The sequence below is a fragment of the Micromonospora sp. NPDC005237 genome (genome assembly GCF_040607775.1).
In the GTDB taxonomy this organism is placed as follows: domain Bacteria; phylum Actinomycetota; class Actinomycetes; order Mycobacteriales; family Micromonosporaceae; genus Micromonospora.
In genome coordinates this window covers 291,690-305,305 of sequence record NZ_JBEXHJ010000007.1, presented here as the reverse complement: position 1 = coordinate 305,305, position 13,616 = coordinate 291,690, and the positions used below count along the sequence as shown (strand labels likewise).

The 13,616-nt window shown below is 70.8% G+C and carries 12 protein-coding genes; 5 read left to right on the top strand and 7 right to left on the bottom strand.

Annotation, left to right across the window (positions count from 1 at the left end; genetic code table 11):
* The first annotated feature begins 12 nt into the window (after positions 1–12).
* Both ABZT87_RS20990 and ABZT87_RS20985 read left to right on the top strand, forming a co-directional pair.
* Positions 13–1,203, top strand: a complete 1,191-nt coding sequence (locus ABZT87_RS20990; protein WP_355065097.1) for an amidohydrolase family protein — start codon at positions 13–15, stop codon at positions 1,201–1,203.
* A gap of 48 nt (positions 1,204–1,251) precedes the next feature.
* A complete protein-coding gene (locus ABZT87_RS20985; protein WP_355065099.1) occupies positions 1,252–2,196 on the top strand; it encodes an acyltransferase domain-containing protein in 945 nt (314 codons plus the stop codon).
* A 79-nt stretch (positions 2,197–2,275) separates the two neighbouring features.
* Here the strand turns inward: ABZT87_RS20985 and ABZT87_RS20980 are convergent, their stop codons facing one another.
* Entirely contained in the window at positions 2,276–2,776 is a 501-nt protein-coding gene (locus ABZT87_RS20980; protein WP_355137520.1) for a DUF6817 domain-containing protein, read from the bottom strand.
* Between the two features lie 219 nt (positions 2,777–2,995).
* A complete protein-coding gene (locus ABZT87_RS20975; protein WP_355137518.1) occupies positions 2,996–6,460 on the bottom strand; it encodes a ThuA domain-containing protein in 3,465 nt (1,154 codons plus the stop codon).
* A 180-nt stretch (positions 6,461–6,640) separates the two neighbouring features.
* Here ABZT87_RS20975 and ABZT87_RS20970 point away from each other — a divergent pair, with 180 nt between their 5' ends.
* Both ABZT87_RS20970 and ABZT87_RS20965 read left to right on the top strand, forming a co-directional pair.
* A complete protein-coding gene (locus ABZT87_RS20970) occupies positions 6,641–6,808 on the top strand; it encodes a hypothetical protein (RefSeq protein WP_355137516.1) in 168 nt (55 codons plus the stop codon).
* A 255-nt stretch (positions 6,809–7,063) separates the two neighbouring features.
* Positions 7,064–7,411: a hypothetical protein gene (locus tag ABZT87_RS20965; RefSeq protein WP_354856073.1), complete on the top strand. Its 348-nt coding sequence runs from the start codon at positions 7,064–7,066 to the stop codon at positions 7,409–7,411.
* Positions 7,412–7,635: 224 nt separating this feature from the next.
* Here the strand turns inward: ABZT87_RS20965 and ABZT87_RS20960 are convergent, their stop codons facing one another.
* On the bottom strand, positions 7,636–8,367 hold the full coding sequence (locus ABZT87_RS20960) for a maleylpyruvate isomerase N-terminal domain-containing protein (protein WP_355137514.1): 732 nt from the start codon (positions 8,365–8,367) through the stop codon (positions 7,636–7,638).
* Between the two features lie 120 nt (positions 8,368–8,487).
* Between ABZT87_RS20960 and ABZT87_RS20955 the strand changes: the two genes are divergently transcribed.
* Positions 8,488–8,970, top strand: coding sequence for a hypothetical protein (locus tag ABZT87_RS20955; protein WP_355137512.1), 483 nt, complete (start codon positions 8,488–8,490; stop codon positions 8,968–8,970).
* Between the two features lie 319 nt (positions 8,971–9,289).
* Here ABZT87_RS20955 and ABZT87_RS20950 read toward each other — a convergent pair whose 3' ends face one another.
* The 4 genes from ABZT87_RS20950 to ABZT87_RS20935 all read right to left on the bottom strand — a co-directional run bounded on the left by ABZT87_RS20950 (position 9,290) and on the right by ABZT87_RS20935 (position 13,532).
* Positions 9,290–10,540: a cellulose binding domain-containing protein gene (locus ABZT87_RS20950; RefSeq protein WP_355137510.1), complete on the bottom strand. Its 1,251-nt coding sequence runs from the start codon at positions 10,538–10,540 to the stop codon at positions 9,290–9,292.
* Between the two features lie 195 nt (positions 10,541–10,735).
* Positions 10,736–12,004 carry a sigma-70 family RNA polymerase sigma factor gene (locus ABZT87_RS20945; RefSeq protein ID WP_355137508.1) on the bottom strand — a complete coding sequence of 423 codons (1,269 nt, stop codon included), beginning with the start codon at positions 12,002–12,004 and terminating at the stop codon, positions 10,736–10,738.
* The gene (locus tag ABZT87_RS20940) at positions 12,004–12,390 is read right to left on the bottom strand and encodes a YciI family protein (protein ID WP_355065115.1); all 387 of its coding nucleotides are present in this window, start codon (positions 12,388–12,390) and stop codon (positions 12,004–12,006) included. The genes ABZT87_RS20945 and ABZT87_RS20940 overlap by 1 nt, the downstream gene beginning before the upstream one ends.
* A gap of 191 nt (positions 12,391–12,581) precedes the next feature.
* The gene (locus ABZT87_RS20935) at positions 12,582–13,532 is read right to left on the bottom strand and encodes a LysR family transcriptional regulator (RefSeq protein ID WP_355137506.1); all 951 of its coding nucleotides are present in this window, start codon (positions 13,530–13,532) and stop codon (positions 12,582–12,584) included.
* Positions 13,533–13,616: the final 84 nt, after the last annotated feature.

Below are 13,616 nucleotides of genomic sequence, written 5' to 3'. Positions count from 1 at the left end.
GGGGGAGGACCGATGACGAAGCATGCTGTCCGGGCGGCGCGGATGTTCGACGGCGAGCGGCTCGTGGACGGCGGGGTGCTGGTCCTGCTGGACGACTGTCGTATCACCGACGTGCACCGGGGTTGGGCGCAGGCGCCGGAGGACTGGCCGGTGCGCGAGCATCCGGACGGCACCCTGCTTCCGGGCTTGATCGACGCGCACGTGCACCTGTGCGCCGATGCCGGGCCGGACGCGCTCGGCCGGCTCGCCGAACGTCCTGAGACGGACCTCGACGCGGTCGTCGAGGCGTCACTGGGTGCGCACCTGGCGGCCGGCGTCACGACCGTCCGGGACCTGGGCGACCGCCGCGGTGCCGTGCTGCGGTGGCGGGACCGGGGGGTGCGCGACGACCTACCAACGGTGGTCGGGTCGGGCGCGCCGATCACCAGCGTCGGCGGGCACTGCTGGTGGATGGGGGGCGAGGCGAGTGGCGTCGACGGGATCCGCGCGGCCGTGCGTGAGCAGGCGGCGGCCGGCGCCAACCTGGTGAAGGTCATGGCCAGCGGCGGGGTGTTCACCCCCGGCACCGACACCACCCGGCCGCAGTTCAGCGACCAGGAGCTGACCGCTGCGGTGACCCGGGCGCATGATCTCGGCCTGCCGGTGACGGCGCACGCGCACGCGCTCAGCGCTGTCGAGCAGGCCCTGCGCGTCGGTGTCGACGGCATCGAGCACTGCACGTGCGTGACCGCGGCCGGCGCCCACGTCCCCGACGACCTCGCGGATCGCCTGGCCATGTCCGGGGTGGCGGTCTGTGCCACGCTCGGCACCGACCCAGCCGTGATCACCCCGCCGGAGGTGGTGGAGATGGCGGCGCGGGCCGGGCTCAGCGAGGCCGCGCTGCGCGCCGCCGCCGCCACCCTGCACCGGGCCGGGGTTCGCCTGGTGGCCGGCTCGGACGCGGGCCTCGGCCCCGCGAAGCCGCACGGGATCCTGCCGGAGACGCTCGTCGAGTACGTCGCGTGTGGCATCCCCGCCACAGCAGCCCTCGCCGCGGCGACCTCGGTCGGCGCCGAGGTGTGTGGCCTGGGGCGGAGTAAGGGCCGCGTCCGCCCCGGCTATGACGCCGACCTGCTGGTCGTGGACGGCGACCCGACCAGCGACATCACCGTACTGCGCCGCCCGCTCGCCGTGTACCTCGCTGGGGCGGTGCCTGGAGACTGAGCAGTCGCGGGCTGTGGGAAGGCGCCGGCCGGCGGTAGGTTCGTCGGCATGGATCTGGAGGACATCGCCGCCCGGCTCGGGGTGCCCGTCCAGGACGTCGAGCGTGTGCACCGGCTCGCCGGGGACCAGCCGTCGGCTCCGCTGCCAGCCAGGGCCGACGCGCCCGCGCTCCTTGACCGGCTCGCGGTGCGGCCGGACGACGCCGCGGAGATCATGGCGGGCTGGCCGGACCCCGACTCCGCACTGTGGACTCCGGAGCTGTGCTGGCTGCTCGACCGCTCGATCGCACTGGTCCGTGCCGATCTCGGTGGCCACGTCTGGCTGCCGCCCGGTCCGGAGCTGCCGCGCGAACGGGGCAACGCGTGGCGGCACCTCTACGTGTACGCGTACCTCGCCCTGGTCGACGTCGTCCGGGGTTACCACCGCGACCACGGCGTGCCCGATGCCGTTTCCTGGCTGACCCTCGCGGACCTGGGCCGCAATCTCGCCGTCGATCGGCGGATGCGGGGTGAGGGTTGGCCGGTGATGCAGAGCTGGCTGACGCTGCATGTGCGCGGCGGCGTCTACGAGCTGGGCCGGCTGCAGCACCACCGGGGCGGCACGACCCTCGGCCTGCACATCCCGGAGTCGGGACCGTTGACGCCGGAGGCGATCACGGCGTCGCTCGACGAGGCCCGCGCGTTCTTCCCGCGCCACTTCCCCGACGAGCGCTACACGGAGTTCTCCTGCGGCTCGTGGCTGCTCGACCCGCAGCTGCGGGAGTACCTGCCCGAGGACTCCAACATCGTCCGGTTCCAGCGACGGTTCGAGCTGGAGCCCTACGAGGAGCCGGAGGGGCTGGACGCCGACGTCGAGGTGCTGCGGTTCACGTTCCGCACCCTGAGCACGCCGCTCGATCAACTGCCGCGCCGCACCGCCCTCCAGCGCGCGATCGTCGACCACCTGGCGGCCGGCCGCCACTGGCAATGGCGCCAGGGCCGCTTCCCGATCTGACCATCCACCTGGGAGCGCGGATCCCGCTCTGCCAGCGCCTGGAAAGACGATCTAGGCACAGTGGCCGCGACGTGATCTTCTATCTCCGGCGATCCGTAACACCGTGCAAATCCTCGATTAACCGTCGACGGCTTAGGTGGGGGAGCGCTCCCATGGCGGGTCGCTCGATGACGTCCAGTTCGTTGACGATGCTCAGGTCGATGAGCGACCGACGTTGAGCCCCACTCGTCGTTCTCACCTGACCCACGAAGCGGTCGAACACCTGGCCGGTCGTGGCCAGCTCCCGCCAACTGCGTTCCCGGTCGCAGGCGCCGTACAGATAGACAAGCTCCTCGGCGTCGGCGCCGATCAGATCCCGCAGGACCGCACGATCGGCCCGATCGAGCAGGGTGAGGTCGAACCCGTCGGTGCCGTAGACGGCGTGGGTGAGGCCCGCGGCCTGCACGTCGCCGTCGCAGCCGAGCGCGGCGAGTCGGTCGCTGACGCGACACAGGTGGGCGTACAGATTGCCCCCGGGATGCGCGATCTGCTCAGCGCCCCGGTCGCGCAGCCAGCCCCGCACGGCGGTGTCGGTGCTCATGGCCCCGACTGTAGGTATCGGCTGCCGGAACTCGCTGCCCCCGGACGTGGGCAATATGTCACACGCTCAGGTGGATGTCGCCGAGGTCCGAGGGGAGATCTTGGACAGTTTCCGTTCGGGCCGAACGGAAACTGTCCAAGATCTGCGCCGTCAGCGGCTCCGCAGGGCCGTCTCGGCGGGGGCGGACGGCGGTTTGGCCTGTCCGCCCCCGACTCCCGATCAGGTGGCAGTGACGGTGAGGTTGAGCGAGCGGGTCTCCCCGCTGGTGTAGGTGACCGTCACCCGGGCGGTGAAGGTCCCCTTGCGCGTGTAGCTGTGACTCGTCGACCGCAGGGTCGCGCCGTGCGTGACGGCGCTGTTGTCGCCGAAGTCCCACGCGTAGTCGGTGATGCTCTGCCCCGACGGTGCCGTCGCGGTGGCGGTCAGCGTGGTGGTCAGCGGCGCGGTGCCGCTGGCCGGGTTGGCCGCGAGCGACAGCGTCCCGCCCGGTTCCTGCTTGACGCCGGCCCCGTTGAACCGCAGCCAGTCCAGTGAGAGCAGGTCCGGTGTGCCGCCGACCTGTGCGGCGTTGACGAACCTGGCGTACAGGACTGTGGTGCCGGCGGGTTTGTTGGTCAGCGTGACGGTGGGCGAGACCAGGTTGTCCCACCCGCCGGTCGAGCCGATGGTGGCCGAGCCGATCAGGGTGCCGGTGGGGGAGCCGGTGCGCAGCTCGATGACGCCGCCGAGCCCGCCGTTGGTCACCCCGAGCGTCACCGAGCCGATGTTGCGCAGGTCCACCGGCCCGTACGCCGCCCAGTCGTTGTGGTCGACATCGCCGAGCCGCTTGCCGGCGCGGGCGGTGGTCCGGTCGTTCACGGTGAGGCCGGACTGGCCGCTGAAGTGCTCGGCCTCCTTGCTCTTGGGTTGCAGCTGCGCCCGGGTCGAGCCGGTCAGCGCCGGTACGCCGCCGGCCGCGCCGCCGTCGGTGTACTGCGCGGTGACGACGGTGTAGAGGTTCTGCCCCGGCCCGTGGCCGTCACCGGCGTCCGCCTCGGTCGCGAGCAGTCCCGAGCAGCCGGTGTAGACGTCCAGCGGGTGGGCGTGCGTGTCGTGGCCGAGTTGGGTCTGGACGGTCACCTTGGCGCAGTCGATGGTGGTGTCCTCCGGGTCGGTGACAATCACCGTGTAGGGGATCTTGTCGCCGAAGTCGAAGAACCCGCCGTCGGGCACGGTGATGGTCACCGTGGGTCGGGTGTTGCCGACCACCACGTCGGTGACGGCGCTGGCGGTCAACCCGTTGCCGCTGTTGCGCACGGTCAGCCGGGCGGTGAACTTCCCGGCCGTCGAGTAGGTGAAGCTCGGGTTGGCGGCGGTGGAGTCGGTGGTGCCGTCGTTGGAGAAGTCCCAGGCGTAGCTGAGCGCCGAGCCGTCACCGGCCGCCGTACCGGCCGAGGAGAAGCTGACCGCGAGCGGCGCGCGTCCGCTGTCCGGGGTGGCGGCGATCTTCGCGGTCGGTGGTCGGCCGTTGGCCACGTAGTCGATCCGGTAGATGCCGGCGCCGGCGTTGCTGCCGCCACGACCGCTGCCGGTGCCCTCGCCGAAGTCGATGACGTAGAGCGAGCCGTCCGGGCCGAACTCCGCCTCGAAGGGCTGGATCCAGCTCATGTTGTCGAAGATTCCGTTGATCGACTGGAGGTCGCCGACCGCGGTGGGACCGAAGCGCGAGTTGGTGAAGGTCTGCGCGGTCCGGTGGATCGAGAGCGTCTTGAACCACTTGCGGGTGAACTCGTACGTGATCCACTTGCCGTCGAAGTACTCCGGGAACTTCGTGGTGCGGGTGTTGGCCGGGTCGTAGTCGTAGACCGGCCCGCTCATCGGGCCGCCGCCCCCGGTGCCCACCTCGGGGAACTGGCTGGAGGCGGAGTACGCGTACCAGACCAGCGCCGACTTCGCCGCCGGCAGGGTGGTCAGGCCGGTGTTGTTGGGGGAGTTGTTCGTCGGCGCCGCGCAGGTGAACTTCGCCCCGGAGGTGCTGGTGGCGAAGTTGTAGTCGTTGAACGGGATGTTGTTGCCGACGCAGTACGGCCAGCCGTAGTTGCCGGCGGCGGTGATGCGGTTGAACTCGACAGTCCCCTCCGGACCGCGGTTGGGGTCGGCGGCGCGGGCGTCCGGGCCGTAGTCACCGACCAGCACCGCGTTCGTCTGCGGCTCGATGGTGATCCGGAACGGGTTGCGCATACCCATCGCGTAGATCTCCGGCCGGGTCTTCGCCGTGCCGGCCGGGAAGAGGTTGCCGCTCGGCACGGTGTACGTACCGTCGGCCTGCGGGGTGATCCGCAGGATCTTGCCGCGCAGGTCGTTGGTGTTGCCGGCGGTGCCCTGGGCGTCCCAGGCGGCCCGGCCGGCCTGCTCGTCGATGGGGGTGTAACCGCTGGAGGCGAACGGGTCGGTGTTGTCGCCGATCGCTGCGTACAGGCGACCGGCCGCGTCAATGGCCAGCGAGCCGCCCATGTGCGAGTTGGCCCGGCCCACGCCGCGGTACGTCGGAACGGTCAGCAGCCGTTTCTCCGAGGACAGCGCGACGCTGTTGTTCGCCACCGTGAACCGGGACAGGTTGAGCTGTTTGAGGGTCTTGTCGGACCAGAGCAGGTAGACCCAGCCGTTGCTGGCGAAGTTGCGGTCCAGGGTCATCCCGAGCAGCCCGTCGGACTGGTCGGTCATCGCCGAGGTGTAGGCGAAGTCCAGCAGCGTGGTGACCTGGAGCGTGTTCGAGTCGACCACCTTCAGCGCGCCGGTGCGCTGGATGTAGTAGACCTTCCGGTCCGGGGCGACGGCCAGCTCGAAGGGGTCGGCCAGGTTCTCGGTGACCAGGCCCACCCGCTCGAAGATTCCGGTCCTGGTGGCGGAGCAGTCGCCGGCGACCGCGCCGGCGGCCCACTCGATGCCGTAGCGCAGATGCTCCAGGAACGCCGGCTCGCTGAACCGGGAGCTGGCGTGCCCGCCGGCGGTGAACCACGACCGGCCGCCGTCGTAGCGCTGACACCAGGAGTACGCGTGGTCGACGCCCTCGTCCAGACCGCTGATCCCGTCGCGCACCTTGATCTGCGCGAGGGTGTGCACGTTGCCGGTCGGGTTGGTCCGCCAGTTGTACCACTCCTCGCTCTGCTCCCACAGCTCCGGCAGGTTGCGGGTGGAGGGGTGGGCGCGGTCGAGCACCTTGACCCGGCCCGGGTACGTGCCGCCGGTGGCCGAGAAGTCGGGGTGGTAGTCGAAGATGGTGCCGACCAGGCCCTCGTACCACGGCCAGTCGCGTTCGCTGGCCGAGGCGGCGTGCAGGCCGGCCCAGCCGCCGCCGTTGCGGATGAACGTCTGCAACGCCGCGCGCTGGCTGGCGTTGAGCAGGTCACCCGAGGCGGGGGTGGAGTTGGTGTTGTTGAAGACCAGGGCGTCGAAGGTGGCGAGGTTGGCGTCGGTGAAGGCGCCCGCGTCGGTGGTGGCGACGACCTCGAAGTTGTGAGTGGCGCCGAGCTGCTGGATCGCGGCGACGCCGGCCGGGATCGAGTCGTGGTAGAAGTTGGTGATCTTCGAGAAGACCAGCACCCGGAAGCGCGGTGCGGCCTCGGCGGGCAGGGCGGTGGTGGTGCTCAGCACGGTGGCGACGGTGAGCAGGGCGAGGCAGATCGCGCGCAGGTGTTTGGGCATGGGGGCGCTCCCTGTCGGACGGTGAGGGTCGGAAAGCGCTTTCTTGCTGCCCGCATCACGGTACTGACAGCCAGTGACGACCGTCAATAGCCTCGGGTAAGCGGTTTCCTGACGCGGCAGCGGGACACCGCGCCCGCGCGGCGGCGCTTACGATGTCCCCTGGACACGCTCCGTGACATCGTGAATGCGGCGCTCGGCAGCGTCGTCGCGACCGGCGCGGCGTTCGAGCAGATCGTCATCGCCGTGTTCCGGGTCCGGGACGGTCAGATCCTGTCGTACCGCGACTACATCAACCCACTGCCGCTGCTCGATGCGTTGGCCACCATCACCGGCGGCACTCACGCGTAGGCCGCCGCCCGTCGACCTGCGTCACCGAGAGGCGGGCCGCAGGTGCCCCCGGGGCAGCGACCTTCCCTGGCCGACGTCGAGCTGGCCGGGCGGGACCTGGAGGGTTTCTCTCCGACGTGATCAAGCGCGTGCGTCTGCCGCGATCCGTGTCGAAAGGCGTCCCGGATGGACTGAGGCATCGATGCGTGTCACTCTGACTCTGGACCGAGTCAGCTTTCGGTCCGCTCTTTCAACGCCGTTCCGGGAAGGACGCTCATGCGCACATTCGCCCACCGGACCGCGGCGGGTTTCGCCGCCGTCCTGATCGCCGCGCTGGCCGTGACGCTGCCGGGGTCGCCCGCGGTGGCCGGCGAACCGTTCCAGAGCCCGGACCAGGGCCTGGTCTTCTACTCGAGCTACCCGACCGAAGTGGCCGGCAGGCTGGCCACACCCGACGGCATCTGCCACCAGGTCCCGGCCGACGCGGCCTGGATGCTCACCTGGAGCGGTGGCTTCGGTTCGGTGCCCGGCTACCGGACCCCCGACTGCAGCGGTCCGGCAACCGAGCTCAACAACTTCCACAGCTGGCCGGAGGGCCGCTACCTCACCTACCGGGCCAGCTGACAGCTGGCCGGCCGTCGCGGCGTACGACGATCACCGGTCGCCAGCGCTGCCGTTCGGCCTGTCGCTCCGTCGTCGATCGGCGCTCTCCGTTCCCGCCGGCGCGAGCCGACCGTTGGGCATGTGGACGACCCGGAGGAACGCGGGCAGCCGCCACGGCCGTGGCCCGCCGATGACGACGTCGCGCCGCAGCATCGCCTGCGCGATGCTGATCCGGCCGAACATCATCAGGTTGAACGGGCGGGCTGGAACCTCACGCGCACGTCGAACGGGGCGTCGGGCGGTGCGATCCACACCCTGCGGTCGCCCAGCGTCAGCGTCGTGGTCGGCGTGAACGCCGATCGGAATTGCACCGACACGTGGTGGCGAGGCATCGGCAGCTCGGTGTTGAGCAGCACCCCGTACGAGTCGCGCAGCATGTCGAACATGAACAGGTCCCAGTAGAGCGCGGCGTGTTCGTCCGGCATCGGCCACGGTCGGCGCAGCGCCCGCGCGATGTCCCAGCCGTGCACGAGCAGCTCGTTGGTCAGATGGGCGAACAGGCCGCCGGCCGTCACCCGCGCGTTGCCCAGCCAACTCACCGTCGACCGCGGATCCGCGGTCGTGGCCAGGAGGCGGGCGATCGCGGTGTTCAACTGCGGCAGCAGGACTTCGGGCTCCCGCTCGGTGAAGTGGGCGAGCACGTGGCTGTTGACGTCGGCCACCGTGTCGACGTTCGTGACGGCGAGCATGTCCTCCAGGCCCGGCACCCGGATGCCGACCTCCGTGCCGTCCACTCGGGACACGTAAAGCACCGCGATCGACACCACGTGCGCGACGGTGTCGGCGAGGGTCCAGTCGTCGGTGACCATGACCGTGGGCGACGGCGCGGCGGCCACCATCTCGGTGAACCGGTCGGCAGCCGCCCGCAGGGCCGTGTTCGCCACATTCCAGCGGTCCGGGCCTGCCGTTTCACTCACGTCCAGCAGTATCGGGCATTCGCTCACACCGGACTTCTCCGAACGTGCGCTCATTCGCCAGTTCCGGGCCGCCGTCACGAGCTACCTCACCCGCTTCGGTGGTGTGGCTATCGTTCTGACATGCTCCGCGACTCATCCCGCGCCGTCGGTGCCGCCTTCCTCGCGGACGGCCCGGCCGATGGCGTCGACCTCAGCCTGTTTGGACAGTTCACGGGTTCCTGGGCGCTGGACTGCACCGAGTACGACCCAGACGGGTCGTCGTCCGTCCGCCGGGGCGAGTGGCACTTCGGGTACGCGTTGGGCGGTCGGGCGACCACCGATGTCTGGATCCTGCCCGGCGTCGAACACGGCGTCAGCGTGCGATTCCCCGATCCTACGGCAGGGCCGGGAATCTGGCGCTCGACCTGGGTGGGGCCGGGCCGGCAGCGGACGCACACCTTCCGGGCGGCCCGCGTCGGCGAGCAGATCGTGCTCGACGGCGGTGATTTGCGGTGGACCTTCTCCGACATCTGCGCCGACGAGTTCCGCTGGCGCAACGAGGCACAGCAGCCCGACGGAACGTGGCGAGTTCAGCAGACCTTCCAGGTGTGGCGACAGGTCTGATCGTTCCCCGCCACGCTCCGCCGATGACCCGTCGGGGCGCAGCTACCCGCCGGCCTGCGGTAGACCCTCGGCCACCTTCGTGGGGGCGGATGCGGTGGTAAGCGGTATACCGCAGAGTCATATTCATACCTCTGAGGTATACCGCTCAACAGCACATCGAGACGGCGGGCAGCCAAAGCGGATGACCAGCGTCCTTCGCCCCAGCCCCAGCCCCAGCCCCAGCCCCCTCTTGAGTTAGGACTTACTCGTCTAGCCGTGCAAGGGCATGCCCGCTCTGCGGGCCGGCGCCCCCGGCGCCGAACCGCAGAACTGGCCTACGTCAGCTTCCGGTGCAGGTGGCGGTGGTGCCGCTGCCGTTACCGGTGCCCTGGAACCCGAAACTGGTGGTCTGACCTGCCGCCAGTCGTCCGTTGTAGCTCTGGTTGGCGACGGTGATGGTGCCGCTGGTACCGCTGGCGACGCCGTTCCACACCGAGCTGACCGAAGCTCCGCTCGGCAGGGTGAGGGTGACCCGCCAGCCGGTGAGCGCGGACGTCCCCGCGGTGACGGTCACGGTGGCGACGAATCCGCCGTTCCACTGGTCCTGGACTGAGTAGACGGCGGTGCAGGCCGGGGTGCCGGTGGGCGGCGGCGTGGTCGGCGGAGGTGTGCTGGGCGGGGGTGTGCTGGGCGGGGGCGTCGTGGGCGGAGGTGTCGTGGGTGGCGGCGTGGTGGGCGGCGTGCCGCCGTCGAGCGTCAGGTTCTTCTGCTGGACGGTCCACTGGTTGCGGCACAGGCCGCAGTCGGGGCCGGCGAAGTTGGCGCCTGCGGTGGTGTCACCCTTCAGGCGCCACTTGAGGTAGAGCACCGCGACGCGGCCGAACTCGCCGCCGTTGGCCTGGTCGTAGGTGCCGCCGTGACCGACGTTGAGATTGCCCATGAAGGCGGGCAGCCCGGCCGGCAGCTTGCCCCAGTCGTCCATGGCGTTGGGGTAGGCGATGTCGCTGGGCCCGCCGATGAAGTAGGCGATCGGCTTGGTCAGCCTCCTGAGCTGGTAGTCGTCGGCGTCGTTCAGCAGGCCGCTGCTGAAGATCCCGGTCGTGGTGACGCGCGGGTCGGCCGAGACCGCGTACGCCTCCAGCCCTCCGCAGGAGAAGCCCGCGACGGCGACCTTGGTGGTGTCGAGCTTGTTGAAGTACTTGCTGCCCTGCCGGGAGTTCTCCGCCACGGCCCAGTCGATGGACTGGGTGAGCATCTGGGAGGTGGTGGAGCCGGACCCGTTCGGGGCTCCGTTGGCGATGGCGAGGAAACCGTGGGAGGCGATCTCGCGCAGGAAGTTGCCCTGGGAGAGGCCGTTGGCAGAGCACCCGCCGTTGCCCCAGACGAAGATGGGGAGGCGTTCGGACGGGAGGGTCTGGGGCCGGAAGATGGTGTGGTTGGCCAGGCTGGCCGACGTCTCGTAGTCGGCGGGATAGGGCCCGGAACCGCCGACGGCGGCATCGGCCGGTGTAGCGCCGAGCATCATGATCACCGAGGCAACCGGGACGATGACGGTCACCAGCCCCACGTAGATCTTCGATCTCCTTCTCATGCACCCCTCCAACGGATCTCACGGTGGGCTCCCGGCGGCGGCGGCGGTGGCGGCTGTTCGTTCACGCTGCGACCGCAGCGGTCAGCGCAGGCCACGGGCCAGGTCGAGGCGAACGCGTCGACCACCCGGCGGGGTCCCCACAGGCGATCCGATGGGAGCGGTATGCAGTTACTATCACTGCCGTAACGAAAAGTGTCAATCTATGGTCGGTCCGGAGGGCCTGGGCGGCACCGGTCCTGGGCTCGCTGACTCCGACGCCTTGCGCAGCAGCACCGAGCGCTCACGCTGGTTGGCGCACAGCCGCGCGGCCAGCTCCAGCTCGGCCCGCGCTTCCGCCCGCCGTCCGAGCCGGGCCAGCAGCTCCCCGCGTACGGTCGGGACCAGGTGCGATCCGGGGAGCCGGTTCGCGGCGATCAGCTCGTCCACGATGGCCAGGGCGTGCGCCGGGCCCGAGGCCATGGCCACGGCGACGGCCCGGTTGAGGTCGACCACCGGTGAGGGGGCGACCCGGCCGAGCGCTTCGTAGAGCACGACGATCCGCTCCCAGTCGGTCGCCTCGACGGAGGGCGCCGACGCGTGGGTGGCGGCGATCGCGGCCTGCAGGCCGTAGGGGCCGAGCCCGCGAGCCGACGCCCTGGACAGCGCGGTCAGCCCGCGACGGATCGCGGACACGTCCCACCGCCGTCGGTCCTGGTCCTCCAGCAGGACCGACGAGCCGTCCGGGCCGGTCCGGGCCGGAAAGCGTGCGGCCGTCAGCTCGCACAACGCGAGCAGGCCGTGCACCTCCGGCTCGTCCGGTTGCAGCGCGGCCAGCGTACGGGCCAGCCGGATCGCCTCGTACGCGACGTCGGGGCGCAGCAACCGGTCGCCCGACGTGGCCGTCGACCCCTCGGTGAAGATCACGTACAGGACGCTGAGCACGCCGCCGAGCCGTTCCCGGCGCTCGGCGGCCGGCGGCAGCTCGAACGGCACCCGGGCCGCCGCGATCGTCTTCTTGGCGCGGGTGATGCGGGCCTGCACGGTCGGCACGGACACGAGGAACGCGCGGGCGATCTCCTCGCTGGACAGGCCGCCGACCACGCGCAGGGTCAGCGCCACCCGGGCCTCGGGGGAGAGCACCGGGTGGCAGCTGACGAACATCAGCGCCAGCACGTCATCGTCGATCCGGTCGGGGTCGATGTCCTCGTCAACGAGGCAGGCCGCCGCGTCGACCGCCAGCAGGGCGTACCGCTGCTGGAGCGCGCTTCGGCGGCGGATCGCGTCGATGGCCCGCCGTCGGGCCGTGGCCATCAGCCAACCGGCCGGATTGACCGGGGAGGCACGCCGCCATGACACCAGCGCCTCGGCCACCGCCTCCTGGGCGGCGTCCTCGGCCAGCTCGAAATCGCCCGTGAACCGGGTCAGCGCGGCGACGATCCGCGCCGACTCGATCCGCCAGACGGCCTCGACGTCGGCCGTACCCATCAGAGGTGGCCGTTGCTCGCGCTGTCCGTCGGGACCTCGTCGGCCTCGGCCACCCGCCGGACCTCGATCTTGGAGCCGCGGACCGCGGGGAACCTCCTGGCCCACTCCACCGCCTCCTCCTTCGAGGCGACATCGAGCAGGAAGTAGCCCCCGAACAGTTCCTTGGTCTCGCCGTACGGCCCGTCCGTGACCACCGGGGCCTCGCCGCCGAAGTCGACCACGACGCCCTGGGCCGGATCGTCCAGCCCCTCGGCCGCGAGGAGGACACCGGCCTTGACCATCTCCTCGATGAACGTGCGGGTCGCGACCATCGCCTCGTCGATCGAGGCCATCATGGCGGCGTTCGACTCGTCGGTGCCTCGCATGATCAGCATGTACTTCGACAACTTGTTCTCCTCGTCCGGCGGGGCCGCCCCTCGGCCCTCACCCCACACGTCGAACGAGCGGCCGGTGGATCGACGCGGCCCCCAAAAGAAACCCTCGTCGCAGTCCGGTCGCCCTCGACATCCGTTCATCCTGCTAGGGCGCGACCGCGGCGAGTGCGGTCGGCCGGCGGGGTGCTGCGGGCTCGCGGCCATCAGCTTCCGGGAATGCCGCCCGGTTTCGCTGCCCAGGACGGGCGCCACGTCGTCGCCGGCAGTGGCGCCAGGCTCGCGACGTGGTCGATGACCGCCCGCAGGCCCGGGTGCGGGTTCGCTCGCGGCAGGATGAGCGAGAGCGGGTACGCGAGCGTCGGGCGCGCGATCGGGATGCGGCGCAGGTCGTGGTTCGTCGGCCAGAGGTACCGGTCGCGCGCGCCGACGACTGTCGCCACGTCGGCGGAGTCCGCGAGGATGTCGAGCAGCACCTCGTTGCCGAAGTTCGGGCCGGCGGCGTCGATGCGCAGGTCGAAGTCGGTGGCGAGCTGGTCGTAGAAGTCCGACCATTCGCTTCCCGGCGCGATGCCGGGGACCCAGATCCGGTGCCCGCGCAGCTGGGCCGGTGTCAGTGTGCGCGCGGAGGCGAGCGGGTGCCGCGGGCCGACGAGCAGTTCCAGGGGTGAGTCGAACGCGTGGATCATCCGCACGTCGCGCGGCAGCGTGGTCGGGTCGGTGACCGAGCGGAACGAGGCGTCGATGTCGCCCGCCTGGACGGCGGCGACCGCCGCGCGCGGGTCGTTGACCCGCAGGGTCACCACGTCGAGCTTGGTTTCCGGATGTGACCGCCAGTAGTCGTGCAGGACGACGGCCTGCGCGGACCGCAGGCCGAGAACGTCGATCCGCAGGGCCCGCGAGCCCGGTCTGATCGCGGCGAGGGCGCGGTCCACCCCGGCCACGATGCCCCGGGCGTGCGGGAGGAATGCCTGGCCGTCGAGCGTCAGCTCGACCCCTCGGGGAGTACGGGTGAACAGCCGGACGTCGAGGGCGCGCTCAAGGGCCGCGATCCGCTTCGACACGGCCTGCTGCGTCACGCCCAGCTCCTCGGCCGCGTGCTGCAACTGCCCGAACTCGGCCGCCCGGACGAACGATCGCACTGCCTCGGTATCCACCGGACCATCATCCACCCGTACAACCGTTGGTTGTGACACGCCCGGACGTTGGTTGTTTGCGCCGACGTCGGCGGCGCTGGTGTG